This is a genomic window from Brevibacillus sp. FW301-21C12A (assembly GCF_058788915.1).
Genome location: NZ_JBYTBG010000017.1, coordinates 1 through 16,154 on the forward strand (window position 1 = coordinate 1; position 16,154 = coordinate 16,154).

At 56.8% G+C, this 16,154-nt stretch carries 14 protein-coding genes and 2 pseudogenes; 10 read left to right on the forward strand and 6 right to left on the reverse strand.

Annotated elements, in window-relative coordinates; genetic code table 11:
• Nucleotides 1-123: 123 nt before the first annotated feature.
• The 7 genes and pseudogenes from AC3WQH_RS12740 to AC3WQH_RS12770 form a co-directional block, all read left to right on the forward strand.
• Nucleotides 124-225, forward strand: a pseudogene (locus AC3WQH_RS12740) (HTH domain-containing protein); the annotation flags it as partial.
• 25 nt (nucleotides 226-250) lie between these two features.
• A complete protein-coding gene (locus tag AC3WQH_RS12745) occupies nucleotides 251-454 on the forward strand; it encodes a helix-turn-helix transcriptional regulator (protein ID WP_005835352.1) in 204 nt (67 codons plus the stop codon).
• 71 nt (nucleotides 455-525) lie between these two features.
• Nucleotides 526-1,017: a GyrI-like domain-containing protein gene (locus AC3WQH_RS12750; RefSeq protein WP_309478724.1), complete on the forward strand. Its 492-nt coding sequence runs from the start codon at nucleotides 526-528 to the stop codon at nucleotides 1,015-1,017.
• Between the two features lie 133 nt (nucleotides 1,018-1,150).
• Nucleotides 1,151-1,738: a TVP38/TMEM64 family protein gene (locus tag AC3WQH_RS12755; protein ID WP_005835348.1), complete on the forward strand. Its 588-nt coding sequence runs from the start codon at nucleotides 1,151-1,153 to the stop codon at nucleotides 1,736-1,738.
• A gap of 21 nt (nucleotides 1,739-1,759) precedes the next feature.
• Nucleotides 1,760-2,449, forward strand: coding sequence for a response regulator transcription factor (locus AC3WQH_RS12760; RefSeq protein ID WP_005835347.1), 690 nt, complete (start codon nucleotides 1,760-1,762; stop codon nucleotides 2,447-2,449).
• A gap of 8 nt (nucleotides 2,450-2,457) precedes the next feature.
• Nucleotides 2,458-3,834, forward strand: coding sequence for a sensor histidine kinase (locus tag AC3WQH_RS12765; protein WP_283859202.1), 1,377 nt, complete (start codon nucleotides 2,458-2,460; stop codon nucleotides 3,832-3,834).
• A gap of 76 nt (nucleotides 3,835-3,910) precedes the next feature.
• Complete coding sequence (locus AC3WQH_RS12770) at nucleotides 3,911-4,537, forward strand: LysE family translocator (RefSeq protein ID WP_005835343.1); 627 nt, start codon at nucleotides 3,911-3,913, stop codon at nucleotides 4,535-4,537.
• A 108-nt stretch (nucleotides 4,538-4,645) separates the two neighbouring features.
• Here the strand turns inward: AC3WQH_RS12770 and AC3WQH_RS12775 are convergent, their stop codons facing one another.
• The 3 genes from AC3WQH_RS12775 to AC3WQH_RS12785 form a co-directional block, all read right to left on the reverse strand.
• Entirely contained in the window at nucleotides 4,646-5,875 is a 1,230-nt protein-coding gene (locus tag AC3WQH_RS12775; RefSeq protein ID WP_007783547.1) for an MFS transporter, read from the reverse strand.
• Nucleotides 5,876-6,079: 204 nt separating this feature from the next.
• Nucleotides 6,080-6,337 carry an STAS domain-containing protein gene (locus AC3WQH_RS12780; protein WP_005835339.1) on the reverse strand — a complete coding sequence of 86 codons (258 nt, stop codon included), beginning with the start codon at nucleotides 6,335-6,337 and terminating at the stop codon, nucleotides 6,080-6,082.
• Between the two features lie 17 nt (nucleotides 6,338-6,354).
• Complete coding sequence (locus AC3WQH_RS12785) at nucleotides 6,355-6,801, reverse strand: hypothetical protein (RefSeq protein WP_492332074.1); 447 nt, start codon at nucleotides 6,799-6,801, stop codon at nucleotides 6,355-6,357.
• On the opposite strand from AC3WQH_RS12785, the pseudogene AC3WQH_RS12790 reads away from it, so the two are divergent.
• The 3 genes and pseudogenes from AC3WQH_RS12790 (at nucleotide 6,745) to AC3WQH_RS12800 (ending at nucleotide 11,432) form a co-directional block, all read left to right on the forward strand.
• Nucleotides 6,745-8,155: pseudogene (locus AC3WQH_RS12790) on the forward strand (ABC transporter ATP-binding protein). The gene AC3WQH_RS12785 and the pseudogene AC3WQH_RS12790 overlap by 57 nt on opposite strands.
• A 69-nt stretch (nucleotides 8,156-8,224) precedes the next feature.
• Nucleotides 8,225-9,016: a (2Fe-2S)-binding protein gene (locus AC3WQH_RS12795; RefSeq protein WP_005835331.1), complete on the forward strand. Its 792-nt coding sequence runs from the start codon at nucleotides 8,225-8,227 to the stop codon at nucleotides 9,014-9,016.
• A 151-nt stretch (nucleotides 9,017-9,167) separates the two neighbouring features.
• On the forward strand, nucleotides 9,168-11,432 hold the full coding sequence (locus AC3WQH_RS12800) for an EAL domain-containing protein (RefSeq protein WP_492332064.1): 2,265 nt from the start codon (nucleotides 9,168-9,170) through the stop codon (nucleotides 11,430-11,432).
• Nucleotides 11,433-11,502: 70 nt separating this feature from the next.
• Here the strand turns inward: AC3WQH_RS12800 and AC3WQH_RS12805 are convergent, their stop codons facing one another.
• From AC3WQH_RS12805 to AC3WQH_RS12815, 3 genes are read right to left on the reverse strand one after another with little or no spacing between them, the layout of a single operon-like run.
• Entirely contained in the window at nucleotides 11,503-11,643 is a 141-nt protein-coding gene (locus AC3WQH_RS12805; protein ID WP_007783562.1) for a hypothetical protein, read from the reverse strand.
• Nucleotides 11,644-11,649: 6 nt separating this feature from the next.
• Nucleotides 11,650-14,511, reverse strand: a complete 2,862-nt coding sequence (locus tag AC3WQH_RS12810) for a DEAD/DEAH box helicase (RefSeq protein ID WP_005835323.1) — start codon at nucleotides 14,509-14,511, stop codon at nucleotides 11,650-11,652.
• Nucleotides 14,508-16,112 (reverse strand): SWIM zinc finger family protein, encoded by a 1,605-nt coding sequence (locus AC3WQH_RS12815; RefSeq protein ID WP_492332065.1) that lies wholly within the window; start codon nucleotides 16,110-16,112, stop codon nucleotides 14,508-14,510. The genes AC3WQH_RS12810 and AC3WQH_RS12815 overlap by 4 nt, the downstream gene beginning before the upstream one ends.
• Between the last annotated feature and the right edge of the window lie 42 nt (nucleotides 16,113-16,154).

A 16,154-nucleotide genomic window follows, 5' to 3' on the forward strand; every position in this document is an offset into this window, starting at 1 on the left:
CCAAATTGGGGTGAAGTCCCTTTTTTATCCCTAGAAATCCTTGTGTCTCAAGGGCTCAGATTTCTGCAAAATGCTCACGTAAGAAAGCGCCGGTAGCGGAGCCGCCAAAAGGTGGAACGAGAGTTGAAAGTAGAACGATTCCTGGCGATTGTCATGATGCTGTTGAACAAACGCCGGATGAGCGCTCGCGAGCTGGCCGACCGCTTTGAAGTATCGCTGCGCACCGCGTGTCCACGTCCGGGTACGAGACATGTTTGATCCGCAAACGATTGAAACCGCGCCAAACGGCGAGATGACTGTCCGCACGACGATGGCAGACGATGAGTGGCTGACAGGCATGCTGCTCAGCTACGGCGACAGCGTGCAGGTGCTGGCGCCGGATTTCATCCGCCAGCGGATCGCGGATACGGCGAAAAAAATGTTGGCATGCTACGAGACAGACCAGAAACGTTGACAGACAGGTGTCAAGGTAGGATAGCTATACTAGGCATGTAATCCATTCTTTGAACAGGAGCGTGCAAACAGATGAATCCGACGATCGTCCAACTGGGGGAAATGCGTGTAGCTGGTCTGCAAATTCGGACCACGAACGAGGCTGAATGCGGAGCAAACGGGAAAATCGGGCCTTTGTGGCACCGCTATTACGAGCAAGGGTATCCGGCGCGTACGCCCGGGCAAAAAGAGCCGGGAGTCGTCTATGGCGTCTACTCGGATTACGCAAGCGATGAACAGGGAGCGTACTCGTTGCTCGTTGGCGTTGAGGTGGAAGCGGGGGGCGAGCTGTCTGCCGAGCTGACCGTGAAAACGATCCCGGCAGCTACATATGCGGTCTTTACAACCAGAGTCGGCCCGATGGTCGAGATCATTCAGGAGGCGTGGGCGCGCATCTGGGCGTGGGCGCAGGAGTCAGGCGTCAAGCGGACGTTCGTCTCGGATTTTGAGCGCTACGACGGCGTGCGCTGCGCCGACCCGAATCAGGCGCAAGTCGATATTTACGTGGCCATCGAGCAGAAATAAGGCGCTATTGCCGCCTTCCGCAAACAGTCGCTTCCAGAGAACGGGAGCGATTGTTTGTTTTTTTCCATGATTTCTTCACAATTTTCGTATAGGCTTAAAGGAACAGGCAACAGAGGGGAGTCCGCAAGCGAACATGGATGGATTGACGAATATAGAAGGCTTGGCAGAATGGATTCGCTCGTGGGGAATGCTGGGAGTAATCGGCAGCATCTTGTTGAATATCGCCATCAGCGTGGCAGGCGTCCTGCCGTCCATTTTTTTGTCTGCGGCCAATGCCGTTGTATTTGGCTTGTACGGAGGTTTTTTCCTTTCCCTCACAGGGGAGGTGCTCGGTGCGGGCATCGCTTTTTTCTTGTACCGCTATGTCATTCGAAAAGCCGATCGGCGCAAAAAGCTGGCGTCGTTCCAATGGGTAGCGGCGATTAACGGGGCGACCCGGGTGCGAAAAGGGCTCGCCGTCGTCTTGCTGCGGCTCAATCCGCTGCTCCCTTCGGGGGTAATCAATCTCGGGGCGGCGATGACGAACATGACGTTCGCCGATTTTCTTCTCGCGACACTCGTGGGCAAAATTCCTTCGATGGTGTTTGAGACATTCGTCGGGCACGATCTCGTCTACTTTGGCGAAAACAAGCTCAGGCTGGTGATCGCGCTTGCAGCAGGCGCGCTTGTTTTCCTGCTGTTCTGGAAGCGCGGGAAGGGACAGGCCAGCCAGTCGGAATAAGGGGCAAAAGGAGGCCAGGACATGTCTACGATTTTGCTGGTAGACGATGAACACAAAATTTTGGAGATTTTATCTTCCTATCTGCAAAAAGACGGCTATCACGTGCTGACGGCGATGACAGGCGGGGAGGCTATCCAGATAGCCAGCTCGGCGGCCGTCGACTGCATTATTCTCGATTTGATGCTCCCGGACGTCAGCGGTGAAGAAGTTTGCCAGCGCATCCGCAAGCATTCCCGCGTCCCGATTCTGATGCTCACCGCCAAGAGTCAGGAGGCTGACCGGATTTATGGGCTGGAAATCGGGGCGGATGATTACTTGATGAAGCCGTTCAGTCCGCGCGAGCTGGTGGCGCGCGTGCGGGCCGTCATGCGGCGCTCCGGCGACTATTCGGCGCTCTGCGACGAGTTCGAGGCAGGCCAGCTCACGATTTCGATTCGCGACAAAAAAATTCTCAAAAACAAGGTAGCGCTCGACGTCACCCCGAACGAATACCGGCTGCTCACGACGCTGGCCCGCCATCCCGGCCGGACGTGGAGCAGAGACGAGCTGGTGCGCGAAGTTCTCGGCTACGACTTCGAAGGCTACGACCGCACGATTGATACGCATGTCAAAAATTTGCGGCAAAAAATCGAGGACGATCCGAAGCAGCCTGTCTACATCAAGACGGTGTACGGACTGGGCTATCGGTTTGACGTCCCGGTGAGGAAATGAGGTTTGCGATGAAGCGCATATGGATGAAGCTGGCGCTCGCCTTTATGGCGATGGGCGTCGGTGCCGTACTGATTACGACATGGCTTGCGGTCAAGGAAATGGACGAGCATTTCATGATGTACGCAAACGAGGTGAAAAGCCAGCACAACGAAGAAATTTCCCAGGTGGCGCTCGCCTCCTACCGCGCCAGCCAGGCGTGGGACCAATCCGCTTTTTTGCAACTGGAGGCCGTCTCGTCTGTGCTCGGCCTGCACATTGCGCTGCACGACGCGCGGGGGGAAAAGCTGGGCGAATGGGGGCAAGCGCCGGGCGCTGGACGGGAGGGCGAGCACGCCACGCACGCCGAACATGCCGAGCGCGCAACCGAAACGATTCCGCTTTATGACGGCGGTCGAAAAATCGGGCAGCTTGTCATCAGCCACGATGACGAAAATGCGTACATGGCTTTGGAAGGCCATTTTCAATGGGCGCATAAAAATACCGCGCTGTGGACGATGGCGGTTTTGCTTGTGATCGTCGTCGTGCTGTGCATTCCGCTGGCCCGCACGATGGTTCGGCCTGTCGTGCAGGTGAGTGCGGCGGCGCAAAAGGTCGCGCAGGGCGATCTGCAAGTGCGCGTGCCTGTACCGGAACGGCAAGACGAAATTGCCGCGCTGGTCGTCGCCTTTAACAACCTGGTGACGAGCCTGCACGAACAGGAGGAGTTGCGCAAACGGCTGACCGCAGATATTGCGCACGAACTGCGTACGCCGCTCAACACCTTGCTGGCCCAGACAGAAGGGATGATCGACGGCATCTGGGAGGCGACGCCTAAGCATTTGGAGAGCACGCGCGCCGAAGTTCTCCGCCTGATCCGGCTCGTGAACGATCTCGATCAGGTGATTCAGGTCGAGGCAGGCGCCCTGCCGATGCGGCGCGAGCAGGTGAATTTGCGGGATGTCGCCGAGGAAGTCAGCGAAGCGATGCACGTCGCTTTTGCGCGCAACCAGATTCGCTTTCAGTTGGAAGGACCAAAAGACGCCTGGATGACAGGCGATCGGCAAAGAATCGCGCAAGTCGTGGCAAACTTGCTGGCAAACGCGTGCAAGCATACGCCGCCCGACGGAACGATCTGTGTGACGATCGAAAAAGCGGGCGGACATGTTAAGCTGCAGGTGCGCGACAACGGCGCAGGCATCGCCCCGGACGATTTGCCGCACGTTTTTGCGCGTTTTTACCGGGGGGACCGCTCGCGGGCGAGAGAGCGCGGAGGGGCTGGCCTCGGGCTGACGATTGCCAAAGGCATCGTGGAGGCGCACGGCGGACAGATCGCGCTGGAAAGCAGCCTGGGCAAAGGAACGACGGTCACGGTGCGCTTTCCGGGCGGGGACGAGGCCCGGACATGATCTTGTCGCCACGAATGCCAGGGCGCGCTATAATGGGAGCATCCATAGACAAACAAGAGAAGAAGGAGAGGAGAACATGTTTGATCTGGCGACGTTGAGCACGTTTTTGGCTGTCGTGATCGGCCTGTTTTTAATTCCCGGCCCTGCCGTGCTACTGACGGCGACACGCACCGTTCAGGGCGGCAGACGTGCGGGAATCATGGCGGGGCTTGGAATCGCGACAGGCGACTTCATCCATACGATTTTTGCCGCTGTCGGCTTGTCGGCGATCTTGATGACATCCGCCTGGGCGTTCCAGCTCGTCAAATTCGCCGGGGCCGCCTATCTCATCTACCTGGGGATAAGGGCGCTGCTGGAGAAACCGACAGACCCCGAGTTGCCAAAAGTATCGCCGCTGCCGCCGGGGAAGGCGTATGTGCAAGCGATCATCGCGGAAGTGCTGAATCCGAAGACGGCTTTGTTCTTTCTGGCGTTTTTGCCGCAGTTCGTCCACCCGGAGCGGGGAGCGTCCGTGATGCAGTTTGTTGTGTTGGGCCTGATTTTTTCCATTCTCGGCTTCTTCTACACGTCGCTGATCGCCCTCTCTGTGCGGCCGCTGGGGCATCTCGTCAGACGCATCTCCTGGATCGGTCGTTGGAGCGGCAAAATGATCGGGTCTGTCTACATTTTGCTCGGGTTAAAAGTAGCGCTGCAGCAAAAGTAAAGCAGGAAAAAAGCGGCATCGTCCATACGAGAAACTCCCTTTTGCCACCGCCAGGCAAGCGTTGTCTGACGAAGCGAAAGGGAGTTTTGTTTTTGGGCGTGCGCTGCGTTATTTCGCAGCCAGTTGCGGATCGGAAGACTGCTGTTGGGCTTGCTTCCCGGCCAGGCCCGGTTTTTTCGAGCGAATCAGGATGGCGGTAGCGAGCAGGGCGATTCCGTTGATAATGAACACGTAGCGGATCGGGATGGCGCCACCGAGCACGCCGCCGAGCACAGGGCCGAGCATCGTCGCGAGCTGGTTGGCGGACTGGTTCAGGCTGAAGGCTCTGCCGCGAAACTCGGGTTCGGTCACTTTGACGATCATCGCGTTAATCGAAGGGTAAACCGCCGCGAAAAACAGGCCGTAGGCGAAGCGCAAAACCCCGAAGCCGTACAGGTTGGTGAAGAAAAATTGCAGCAGGTTGCCGAAGGCGCCGCCGAGCAAGCCGATGAACAAAATTTTCGTGTAGCCGACCTTGCCGCCGAGTTTTCCCCATTGCGGAGCGGCGATCACGGTGGCAATACCGACGGCAGCGAAAATGATCCCGGCGCTGAGCGAGGCTTCCTGCTGCGAGGCCCCGAGCTGCAACACGTAGACGGTCAACAGCGGTTCCAAGAGCATGACGGAGATCGTGACCATCAGGCTGAGGCCGAGAATCGTCATGAGCGAGCGGTTGGCGATGGCAGCCCGCAAGTCTTCCCGCACGTTGGAGCGGCTGCCGGAGCGGTTCATGTTGGTCTCTTTGACGAGGAAGGTCGCGATCAGCGCCGCTACGAGCACGACACAGCCGGAGAAAAGAAAAGCCTCTGCGTTTCCCCAGAGGTGACTGACTACCCCGCCGACGAGCGGCCCGACAATCCCGCCCGTGGCTCCAGAGGTTGCCATCACCCCGAGAGCGTACCCGACGTTTTTTTCCGGTGTATTCGTCGCTACCAGCGCGATCGCGGCAGGCACGTAGCCGGCGAGCAGCCCCTGAAACACGCGCAGCACCAGGAAAAGGTAAGGATCTGTAATGAAGTAAGTCAGGAAGTACAACAAAGCCAGGCTAAAACCGGATCGGATCAACATCGGTTTTCGCCCGTATTTGTCGGCGAGCGAACCCCAGTACGGCGAGATCAGGGCGCTTGCCAAAAAGGTAATGCCAAACGAGATACCAGACCAGGCTTCCAAATGCTCGTGAACACCCAAAGATGTATGGAGGAAGATGGGCAAGAATGGTATGGAGATCGAGTAGGCTGTGCTGCAGAAGAAGACGCCGACCCATAACACAAACAAATTACGCTTCCATGAAAACTCCATCTTTCTGTTCACAACCTTTGCAGTAGAAAAGCCGGAAATTTGATATTGATTATTCTAGCACTGGTTTTTGGCGCTGACCAATAAAGAAATGTGATCGTACTATTGCAAAAATGAAATAAGGAAAAAACGAAACGGGCACAAGCAACGCGTCTGGCGCATACAAAAACCCCTTTTGACGGAGCGAAAAGGGGGAGTTGCTGTCTGTCAATGCCCGGCAGGAACCGTGATTCCAAGCCGATCTACAAGCTGTTTGCTTTCTTCATTCAATCCCGTGATGAGCACGAATTTATCGGCATCGCGGTATTTGGCGACTACTTTGGAGATGGCGGTTACGGCTGACATATCCCAGACATGCGAGCGGGAAAAATCAATGACAATCTGGCCGAGATCGTTTGGAACATCGAATTGCTCGACAAAGTGCGTCATCGTACCGAAAAACAGTTGCCCGGAAATCGCGTACACGTTTTCACCTGTTTCCCTCATAATAGCTGGTGGAGTGCAAGCGTGCCCGCCAGCATCGCGTACATGGTCCCCGAAGCTCCGACGAAATGCGGAAGCTGTGCCATGAAGATGAGGATCGCCAGTTTTTTTTCACAGGAGGCGATTGTCCAGTCTATGGCGATTCGCCGTGCCCCTTTGCGGACCGAAAGTATATTGGCAAAAGAGGCCGTGATCTGTCCAAACAGAAAGGGGTGGCCTTTTGCAGCCGCAAGCGGGACGAGCCGTGCTGCAAACTGCAAGGGACGCGTTCTTTTGCAAAATGATGATCGATCTTGCCAACCAATCCAGCTATAATGAAAATGATTTTCAAAAAAAGCGTGAGGAGCTGTGTCATGTAGCTTGTCAAAGAAAAAGGAGGTGCTGCTGCGATGCTTCGCAGATTTTTTTCTTACTACCGGCCTTATCGTGGATTGTTCGTACTCGATTTCACCTGTGCGATCTTCGTGGCTGTTCTGGAGCTGGGATTTCCGCTCGCGGTAAACATGGTAGTCGATCAGCTTCTGCCGAGCAAAGACTGGGAGCTGATTGTCTGGGCCTGTCTTGGGCTGCTTGCGCTTTATGCCATCAATGCGGGAATGAACTACGTACGAAGACATGGCGGATTTCAATGCGCGCGTCGAGGACAATGTCGGCGGCATGCGCGTCGTACAGGCGTTTGCCAACGAGAGCTTTGAAAACAAGCGCTTTGCGGAAAACAACCAGCGTTTTCGTCTGACCAAGCTGTTGTCCTACAAAATCATGGCCCAGAACGCCTCGGTCAGCTATATTCTGATGCGGCTCGTTATTTTGTTCGTGCTGATCTGCGGCAGTTGGTTTGTCATCGAAGGCTCTCTCACCTACGGGGAGTTCGTCGCCTTCCTGCTGTTGACGAACGTCTTTTTCCGTCCGCTGGAAAAGATCAACGCGATTATCGAAAGTTATCCGAAAGGCATTGCCGGCTTCAAGCGCTACATAGAAATTATGGATACGGCGCCAGACATCGCAGACGCTCCGGATGCGGTCAAGGTAGAGGCGCTGAAGGGCGATATCGAGTACAAAGGCGTCTCGTTCGGGTACGAGCAAGGCTCGCGCGTTTTGCAAAACATTGATTTGCGCATACGCGCGGGAGAGACGATTGCCTTTGTCGGTCCGTCCGGCGCGGGGAAAACGACGCTGTGCAGCCTGCTGCCGCGGTTTTACGAGATTGACGGAGGCAGCATCACGATTGACGGACTGGATATTCGCAACATGACGCTGGCTTCGCTGCGCAGCCAGATCGGGATCGTGCAGCAGGACGTGTTTTTGTTCTCCGGCACCATTCGGGAAAATATCTCTTATGGCAAGCAGCACGCAACAGAAGAAGAGATTTGGCAAGCGGCGCGCCGGGCCAAGCTGGAAGACTTTATCCGTGCGCAGCCGACAGGGCTTGATACGACTATCGGGGAGCGCGGGGTGAAGCTGTCTGGCGGACAAAAGCAGCGGCTCGCGATTGCCCGGATGTTTTTGAAAAACCCGCCGATCCTGATTTTGGACGAAGCGACGTCCGCTCTCGATACGGAGACGGAAGCGGCGATTCAGCAGTCGCTCGCGGAGCTGTCGCAAGGGCGCACCACGCTGGTGATCGCGCACAGGCTGGCGACGATCAAAAACGCGGATCGCATCGTCGTCGTGACAGAGCAGGGCATTACCGAACAGGGGAACCATGAGCAATTGCTGGCACAGGATGGCATCTACAGCCGGCTGTATCAGGCGCAGTTCGGCTCGTATCTGGAGCAGCCGCAAAACGCTTTTTCCAGCTAGCGCCCGTCCTTGTGCTGGCGGAGGCGTTTTGGAAGCGAGCTTTTCAATCAAAAAACGGGGGAGAGAGTCTTGCAAACATGGAATGAACCGTTTTTGGCGGAACAGTTTCACCTGACGACTACGCACCGAACAGACGCGCTGCTCTCGATCAAGGCAAGCGATCTGCTAAAAGCCAGACATGCGGAACAGTTGGTGCAGACGTACGCGCCGCTTATCAAGGCACATGACCAAAAGCCTGTCGGCACTTATGCGGCCAGTTGGCTGTCTGGGCTCGCGCTCGGCTTGCAGTACGCGCTGTCTGTATGGAACGTAGCGATTCGCATACCGCTCGACCAGTTGACGATTGAGCTGTACGACGAGGATGGCTACGTCCAGTTCTCTTTCGTCGTGGACGAGTGGCACAAGGCGGAGGGTCCGAGCACAAGCACAGCGCGTTCTGCCTGGCGCGCCGAGCAGTATCGGCAGTTTTACGGACATACGCTCCGGCCGTTGTTCCAGGTGCTGGCTGATGCGACTGGCAATCCGCTGAAAATGATTTGGGGCCAACTGCCGACGAGATTTAACTATTATCTCGATACTTTCGTCCAGGAGGCCCGGGAAGAGGCGATCCGCCAACGGCTGCGCGACGATTACGCGGCGCTTTGCGACGAACTGGACGGGGAGTGCTTCGGGCTGCCCAAAAATCCGTTCGCGGTCAAAGTGCGCTGGGTGGAGGACATGCGCGACCCGAACAAGCAGGTGCGCCTGAAAAATCAATGCTGCCTGTACTATCAAACCGGGGATGGACAGTACTGCTACACCTGTCCACGGCTGAAGGAAGACGAGCGCGCAGCCCGTCGCCAGGCGGCGCTGCAGGCATGAGTTCACCCCCCTCCAGCCAGGAGAGGGGGGTGTGCTTTTTCCTTCTCTGGACAGGGGGCGCATTCTTCCTATAAAGTAGAAAGAGAGGAAGTGTCAGAATAGTTCGGAATTGTGGGACTTGCTGTCGCTGTCCCGTTTGATGACAAACTTTATGAGGGACGTGGTTCGTATTCAAACAATCGACCAGGATGAGCTGAATCAGACCGATGAAGATCTGTTTCAAGCCATTGTGAACCAGCAGCTCACACTCTATTACCAGCCTTTTTTCGATTTGCGAACAACAGGGATGACGGGGGTCGAGGCCCTGGTTCGCTGGCATCATGAAAAGTGGGGACTTTTGCCGCAACAGACATTGCTGCTGCTTGCCAAAAAAAGCGGCGTGATTCATTTGTTGGAGGAATGGGTCCTGCGAGCCGCGTGCACGCAATGCAAGGAATGGATCGACATCGGCTTCGGGCCGCTGGTCGTATCGGTCAACCTGTCCGCGCATGCTTTCGAGTCTGTCGGATTCGGGGATACGATCCAGACGATTTTGCGGGAAAGCCAGTTGCCGCCGCGCTATTTGGATCTGGAAATAACGGAATTGGCCGGGGGCGATATGGAGCGTACGATTGGCGTCCTCGCCCAGCTCAAGCAGCTCGGTGTGCAGGTGAGTCTGGACGAGTTCGGAAAAGATCCGGTTTCGATCCCGTATTTATCGCGTGTTCCTGTAGACAAGCTCAAGCTCGATTCAACCTTGATCCAGCAAGCGCTGACCGACGCTGCGCAAGAGGCTGCGCTCAAAACCGCATTGGCGATCGCGCAGACAATGGGCCTGCAGGCGACGGCTGCAGGAGTCGAGAGTCGCGAGCAAGCAGAGTTGTTGGGGGAGCTTCTGTGCGACCTTGCCCAAGGAAATTACTTTTGCGAGCCGCTGCTGGCAGAGGGGCTTGTCGCGAAGATGAGCTCACAGGGCAAGGCGTTTGCCGATGCGCCAGCGCGCGCAAAGCAGGGAGCGGGCGAGAACCACAACTGTTTGCGCGAGGTGCTGCGCAATCAGCAAGGAATGACGTTTACATTTCGCAAGCAGGACGAGCGGTTTATCCATACGTTTTGCGCGGGGGAGTTGATCTACCGGATCGGCTTGACGCCGGAGCAGGTCGTAGGGAACGAGTTGTGCGACATCTTGCCCCGCAAGGAAGCGCTGCGCAAGACAGAGCATTACGAGCGGGCCTGGGGCGGCGAAGAAAACGTCACCTATGAGGGCGTCGTCAACGGCGTTTGCTACCTGGCTGTCATGCGCCCGATCTTCCGGGATGGGCGGGTGAAGGAAGTGATCGCTTCCTGTGTCGACATCACGGAACTGAAAAAAGCGGAGGAAGCCCAGCGGGTAAGCGAAGCGAAATACAGGCTGATTGCGGAAAACATTTCGGATATGATCGTGGTCATTGATTGCCATGGATATGTTACATACGTGTCGCCGTCCGTTCACACCGTCTTGGAGGTATCCCCGGAGGTGTTTTTGCATCAGCATCTGCAAACCATTTTGCCGAGCGAACAGCTCAAACGCGTCTGGCAGACGTTTCAGGAAATTATGGAGTGGAAGCTTCCCAGGGCGGTTACCTTTTCCTGCCAGCACCGCAATGGCAGCAAGCTGATTTTGGAAACAAAAGGAACGCCTGTGCAAAACGAGCAGGCCGAGGTGGAGCAGATCGTCTTCATCATCCGCAACAGTACGGCGCAGGTGCAGGCAGAGGAATTTTTGCGCAAAATGGACAAGATCGACGTCGTCGGGCAGCTCGCAGCAGGAGTCGCACATGAAATCCGAAACCCGGTGACCTCGATCAAAGGCTTCGTGCAGTTGCTGCGGCGCGACCAGTGGAAAAGCGAATACTTTGATATCATGCTCGCCGAGTTTCACCAGCTCGAAAGCATTTTGCGCGAATTTGTCTTTTTGACCCAGCAAAGGTCCCACCAGTTTGAGTCGCAAAATCTGGCGCAACTGCTGCGCAGCGTCACGCAGGTCGCGCAGGAGGAAGCGCCGGCACATCAGATGGTGCTCGAGATCGACGATGTCGAAGAGACGTGGCTGTGGTGCGATCAAAGCCAGATCAGGCAAGTGTTCATCCACTTGCTCTCCAATGCCGTGGAGTCCATGCCGGACGGGGGGACGATACGCATCCGGGCGCTGCGCTCGGGGCACGATCAGGTCATGATCCAGATTGTGGACAAAGGCTGCGGCATGTCCGAAGAGCGATTGAAGCGGCTCGGGGAGCCTTTTTACAGCACGAAGGAAAAAGGGACGGGGCTTGGCCTAATGATTACTTATAAAATTATTCAGTACCATGACGGGTACATCCATTTTTCCAGCGCCCCCAACCAGGGAACGAAGGTCGAAGTGTATTTGCCGCTGAACAGGCCGACGGATACCGCTTGACGCGCTGCGGCGACAGCAACAAAAAAAAGTCCGATCGGCTGGCGAGGCGGATCGGACTTTTTGGCGTGGTTTATTTGGCGGATGGCGGCTTTTGCGCGGAGAACTGGCTTTGGACTGCCTGTAAAAAGCGTTTCCACGCTTCGGGCAAGTCTTTGCTCTCGTGTTCTGTAGCCGGGGGAGAAGAGGGCTTGGTTTCCTTCACAGGCTCCATCTGACACTATCCTTTCGTATTGCTCCAGTCGTGGCGCAGGGCGAACAGCTCGCGAAGCTCGGCCGTCGACAACTCGGTAATCCAGCCTTCCCCGCTGCCGACGATCTGTTGGCTGAGCGAGAGTTTGCGCTCCATCATTTCGTCAATCCGTTCCTCGATGGTGCCGAGCGAAATGAATTTGTACACCTGCACGTTCCGCCGCTGACCGATGCGGTGCGCCCGGTCGGTTGCCTGGTTTTCCACGGCGGGGTTCCACCAGCGATCGACGTGAATGACGTGGTTCGCTTCCGTCAAGTTCAAACCTGTGCCGCCTGCGCGCAGGGACAGAATGAAAATGGCGCCGCGCTCCTCATCCGGGAGGGAGGCATCCTGAAAACGGGCGATCATCTCGTCCCGTTTTTCTTTTTTGGTGGCGCCGTTCAAAAAGTAAACGGGGCCGTAGCCTTCGCGCGTCAGCACGCGCTGGAGCAGGTTGCCCATCTCAATGTATTGCGTAAAGATCAGGCAGCGCTCCTTTTTTTGCCGAATTTCCTCGACCAGTTCCAGCAGTCGCTCCAGCTTGTGCGAGCGGCTTGCTTCATCCGCCGTAGTGATCTCGTTTAAGATCAACGCGGGATGGTCGCAAAGCTGCTTGAGCCGCGTCAATGTCGTGAGGATGAGGCCGCGCCGTTCCATGGCGGAGACGTTTTCCATCCGGGCGAACATGTCCTGGATCGCGGTTTCGTAGAGCGCGCCTTGCTCGGCGGTCAACGGCACGTATTCCTTGCTTTCGTTTTTCTCCGGCAAGTCGAGCTGAATCGCCGGGTCCGTCTTGGTGCGGCGCAGCAGGAACGGCTGAATGAGCCGTTGCACCGTCTGGATCAGCGCCTGGTCGCGGTCGCGCTCGATCGGCAGGACGAAACGCTGGGTAAAGTCGCCGAGGCTGCCCAAGTAGCCGGGATTGAGGAAGTCAAAAATCGACCAAAGCTCGCTCAGGCGGTTTTCGATCGGCGTTCCGGTGAGCGCGATCCGGTGCCACGCCTTCAGGTCACGGACGGCGGACGCTTGCTTCGTATAGGCGTTTTTAATGTTTTGCGCCTCGTCCAGACAGATCGTATTCCAGGTGATGGAGGACAGCTCCTGTTCGTCGAGGTGGGACAGCGCATAGGACGTAATGACCAAATCGACCCCCTCGATGGCCGGAGCAAAATCTTCTTTTTTCGGACGGGTATTCCCGTAATGAATGAACACGTTGAGCGAAGGGGCGAACCGCTGCAGCTCCTTTTGCCAGTTGCCGATGACGGAGGTGGGACAGATGAGCAGCGAAGGGGACTGGGCGGTTTTTGTCGCCTTCACATGCAGCAAGTAGGTGATAAACTGCACGGTTTTCCCAAGGCCCATGTCGTCGGCGAGACACGCTCCCAGACCGAACTGGCGCAAAAACAGCATCCACGAGCTTCCTTCCAACTGGTAGTTGCGCAGCGTGCCGCAAAACGTGTCCGGCTGCGGCAAAATCGGGATGTGCTTCGTTTCCTGCAGGCGGTGCATCAGCTCCAGCAAATGCGCGTTGAGCTGGACTTCCACCGTCAGCGGGTAAGGTTCAGCGAGATCGTCGTCGTCCGCTGGTTCTTCGGCTTCGACATTTGCGGTCAGGTGCATGCTCATCACGTCGCGCAAGGTCATGCCGTTTTTTGCGTTCGTTTTTTTCAGCGCTTCCTGCAGCTCGGCGAACAGGTCAGGCGTGAGCTGCACCCAATGCCCCCTGATTTTCAGCAGCCGCTGTTTCTGGCGGATCAACTGCGCAAACTCTTCCTCGCTCAGCTCGACAGGACCGAGCGCGAGCTTCCACTCGAAATCCATGACCTGCGAAATGCCCAAAAAAGACTGTCTGCTCGCCCCGACAGAGGAAGAGACTTTCGCCCGGAGCTTCGGTCTGACTCTGCGCACCTGCTCCCACCACGCCGGCAAAAAGACGTGAATGCCAGCCTGGACGAGCTGCAGGCTGCAGGACGTCAGGAAAAGCCACGCTTCCTCATTGGTAAGCTGGGTGCGCAGCCCGTCCGGTTCGTCAGCGCCGGACGTTTGCCAAGGGAAAATGTCGCGGCATTTGGCCAGGTCGCTTTGAAAACGCCGCCAGTGCTCTTTCCATTCCAGAGGGATGCGCGCGGTGTGCGCGTCTGGAGCGCCGAACTGATGCGGCTCGATCACAAACAGCCGATCCGGTTCTTCCCGATCCTGCAAATAAACCTGGAGCAGCCATTCGCTGGCGGCGTGCGCAGGCTCGACAATTTGCAAACAGGTGCGAAACGGCGTCACATCCGGCAGCCAGCCAATCGATTGCAGCCATTCCGTCTCCTGCAAATGGACGGACAGCTTGTCGCCCATGACGTGCAGCGCCGGAAACTGGGCAGTGAGCTGATCCCAGGCGCGGCCGACCTCACCAAAGGCGTGGACAGCTTCCTCCAACACATGCGAAAGCCACCTGTTGCCGTAGGGCGCAAACGAAGCCGGGGCCTGCTTCGCCCTCCAGCCGAATCGTCCTTGCTTCCATGCGGCAAAGTCTGGGACGATGGCGCCTGCGGCCAGCGTTTTTTGCAGGAACACGGCGACGCCCTGGTATTCCAGAAAACGCTTGTCGACGGAATAAGCCCGGTGCAAAAGCCACGGCGGCGAGGCGAAAAAGGCCAGCGCCTCTGTCGGGCCGAGCAGCAAGCCTTGCTCGTTTTTTTCCACGAACGTGCCGTAGTAGGAGGCTTCATCCCAGGCAAAAAGCGCTCCGGCGAGCTCATCCGGGTCGAGCGCCTGCCCGCTTGGGTCTGCTCCCGCAATAAGGAACTGGCCGTCTGCCAGAAGCTTTGCGGTTAGCACCATGGTTGTAACAGTGTTCATAGGTTCAGATTTCCTCTCCTTAGCTCCTCCTGAAATGCCCGCAGGCGGTTGTGCTTGGCGGACAGTTTGTCCACGAAGCGCTCCCAGTCGGACTCCTGCTCGGCCTTGGCGTAAGTGGCCCGCGCTTTTTTCAACAGCTTGATCGCCTCTTTGTAGGCGGGGCGGTTGCGCTCGCGGATCAGGCGGTTGATCTCGCGCACATAGTACGGATACAGCAAGGACGGATCGGCGTCCTCGATTTCTTTCAGGTGCACAGACGAGATGTCGGCAAGCGGCACCTGATAGGACATTTGCAAATCGACCCATTGCTTGAACTGCTTTTCCTCGTACAAATGCAGGGCGTACTCGGAATAGCTGCTCGGCAGGAAGTTTTTCAGCATGGCTCCGCACTCGTCGGAGCGGCCGACCTGCTTCATCGCTTCTTGCCAGATGGCGATGACCAAGCGATATTGTGCGGCCTCCGCCGACCCGATCAACTCGGTCAGCGCCTCCGTCCAAAACAGAAAGCGCTGCCACTCCTGATTGCGGGCGAAAGCTTTCATGTAGGGCAAGTAAAAACTTAAAGGCAAGCGGCGAATCGGCTTCCAGACTTGCAGGGCGAGCGCGTCCTCGTTTTCCATGACTGAAAAGTGGGCGCGCAGCAGGCGGTATTTTTCGCTTTCGGCTGCGGGCGCATTCGGCGTCTGCATGGCTTGTTCCAGCTCCGCCACCTCTTGTTTGATCCAGTCCGGGTCGGTGAGCAGCGACCACCAGATCATGCGATAGGCGTAGACCCAGTAGAGGGAGGACGTGTCGTTTTCCTTCCATTTTTGGATGATCGTCACCGTTTCAGCGAGCGCCGGGCGATGGTCGGCCCACAATGCCTGGCGATCGGCAAAGTAGATGGCCCCCTCCAACTGCTCGAGCAGCCGTTCCGCCGTCTGCGCCAAGTCCGGATACCAGTTGGACTGGCGGTAGCTCTTGACGTATTGCTGCAGCTTTTGCAGGTGAAACAAATTGGCGTGGATGTGAAACAACTGGGCCCGTTCCCGTGGCCATCCCGCGGCGACGGACTGGACGTTTTGGTAGCTGGAAAACATTTCGGAGGAAGCGCGGTACGATTCCATCGCGGATAACAAATTGCGCGTCCAGCTTTCGAAAAACGCCCACCAGTCGGAAACGGAGCTGGCTGCGGTCAGCGGGGAGGAAACGGGGGCGGCCTCATTCCCGTGCAAATCGCTTGCCACTGGCCGATAGCTCGGGATGAGCATGGCGGGAGTGAAGCTCACCCGACGCGGTTGCTGCGCCTTGGATAAAAAGTGGCGCGGGTTTTCGAAGACGCTGTACATTTGAAAAAAAGTAGCGGCGATATGCTTGCAAAGACGGGTGTACGGACAGGTACAGGTGCTGTCCTGCACATCTTCCAGGTCGAGTTGGACGTGGTACACCTGGGTGCCTTGCACATCGCTGCACAGGATGCGGTTGTTTTCGACGCGTGTATTAAAGACAACCCCATCGGAAAAGTACGAATAGCCACGCTCGATGATCGCACTCTCCATTCCTTGCAGGACTTGCTCTCCAGCCGCTACTGCCTGTTCCCGTGTCAACTCTCTTTGCAACATGTGTTCTGGTCCTCCGAACGAAGTGTCATCCCTCCATTATAA

Bases quoted from the DNA above. Each gene is read 5' to 3' on its own strand.
- AC3WQH_RS12810 (WP_005835323.1), bottom strand. From the start codon at position 14,511: ATGAACACTGTTACAACCATGGTGCTAACCGCAAAGCTTCTGGCAGAC.
- AC3WQH_RS12800 (WP_492332064.1), top strand. From the start codon at position 9,168: ATGAGGGACGTGGTTCGTATTCAAACAATCGACCAGGATGAGCTGAAT.
- AC3WQH_RS12775 (WP_007783547.1), bottom strand. From the start codon at position 5,875: ATGGAGTTTTCATGGAAGCGTAATTTGTTTGTGTTATGGGTCGGCGTC.
- AC3WQH_RS12815 (WP_492332065.1), bottom strand. From the start codon at position 16,112: ATGTTGCAAAGAGAGTTGACACGGGAACAGGCAGTAGCGGCTGGAGAG.
- AC3WQH_RS12755 (WP_005835348.1), top strand. From the start codon at position 1,151: ATGGATGGATTGACGAATATAGAAGGCTTGGCAGAATGGATTCGCTCG.
- AC3WQH_RS12765 (WP_283859202.1), top strand. From the start codon at position 2,458: ATGAAGCGCATATGGATGAAGCTGGCGCTCGCCTTTATGGCGATGGGC.
- AC3WQH_RS12745 (WP_005835352.1), top strand. From the start codon at position 251: ATGTTTGATCCGCAAACGATTGAAACCGCGCCAAACGGCGAGATGACT.
- AC3WQH_RS12750 (WP_309478724.1), top strand. From the start codon at position 526: ATGAATCCGACGATCGTCCAACTGGGGGAAATGCGTGTAGCTGGTCTG.
- AC3WQH_RS12760 (WP_005835347.1), top strand. From the start codon at position 1,760: ATGTCTACGATTTTGCTGGTAGACGATGAACACAAAATTTTGGAGATT.
- AC3WQH_RS12770 (WP_005835343.1), top strand. From the start codon at position 3,911: ATGTTTGATCTGGCGACGTTGAGCACGTTTTTGGCTGTCGTGATCGGC.
- AC3WQH_RS12805 (WP_007783562.1), bottom strand. From the start codon at position 11,643: ATGGAGCCTGTGAAGGAAACCAAGCCCTCTTCTCCCCCGGCTACAGAA.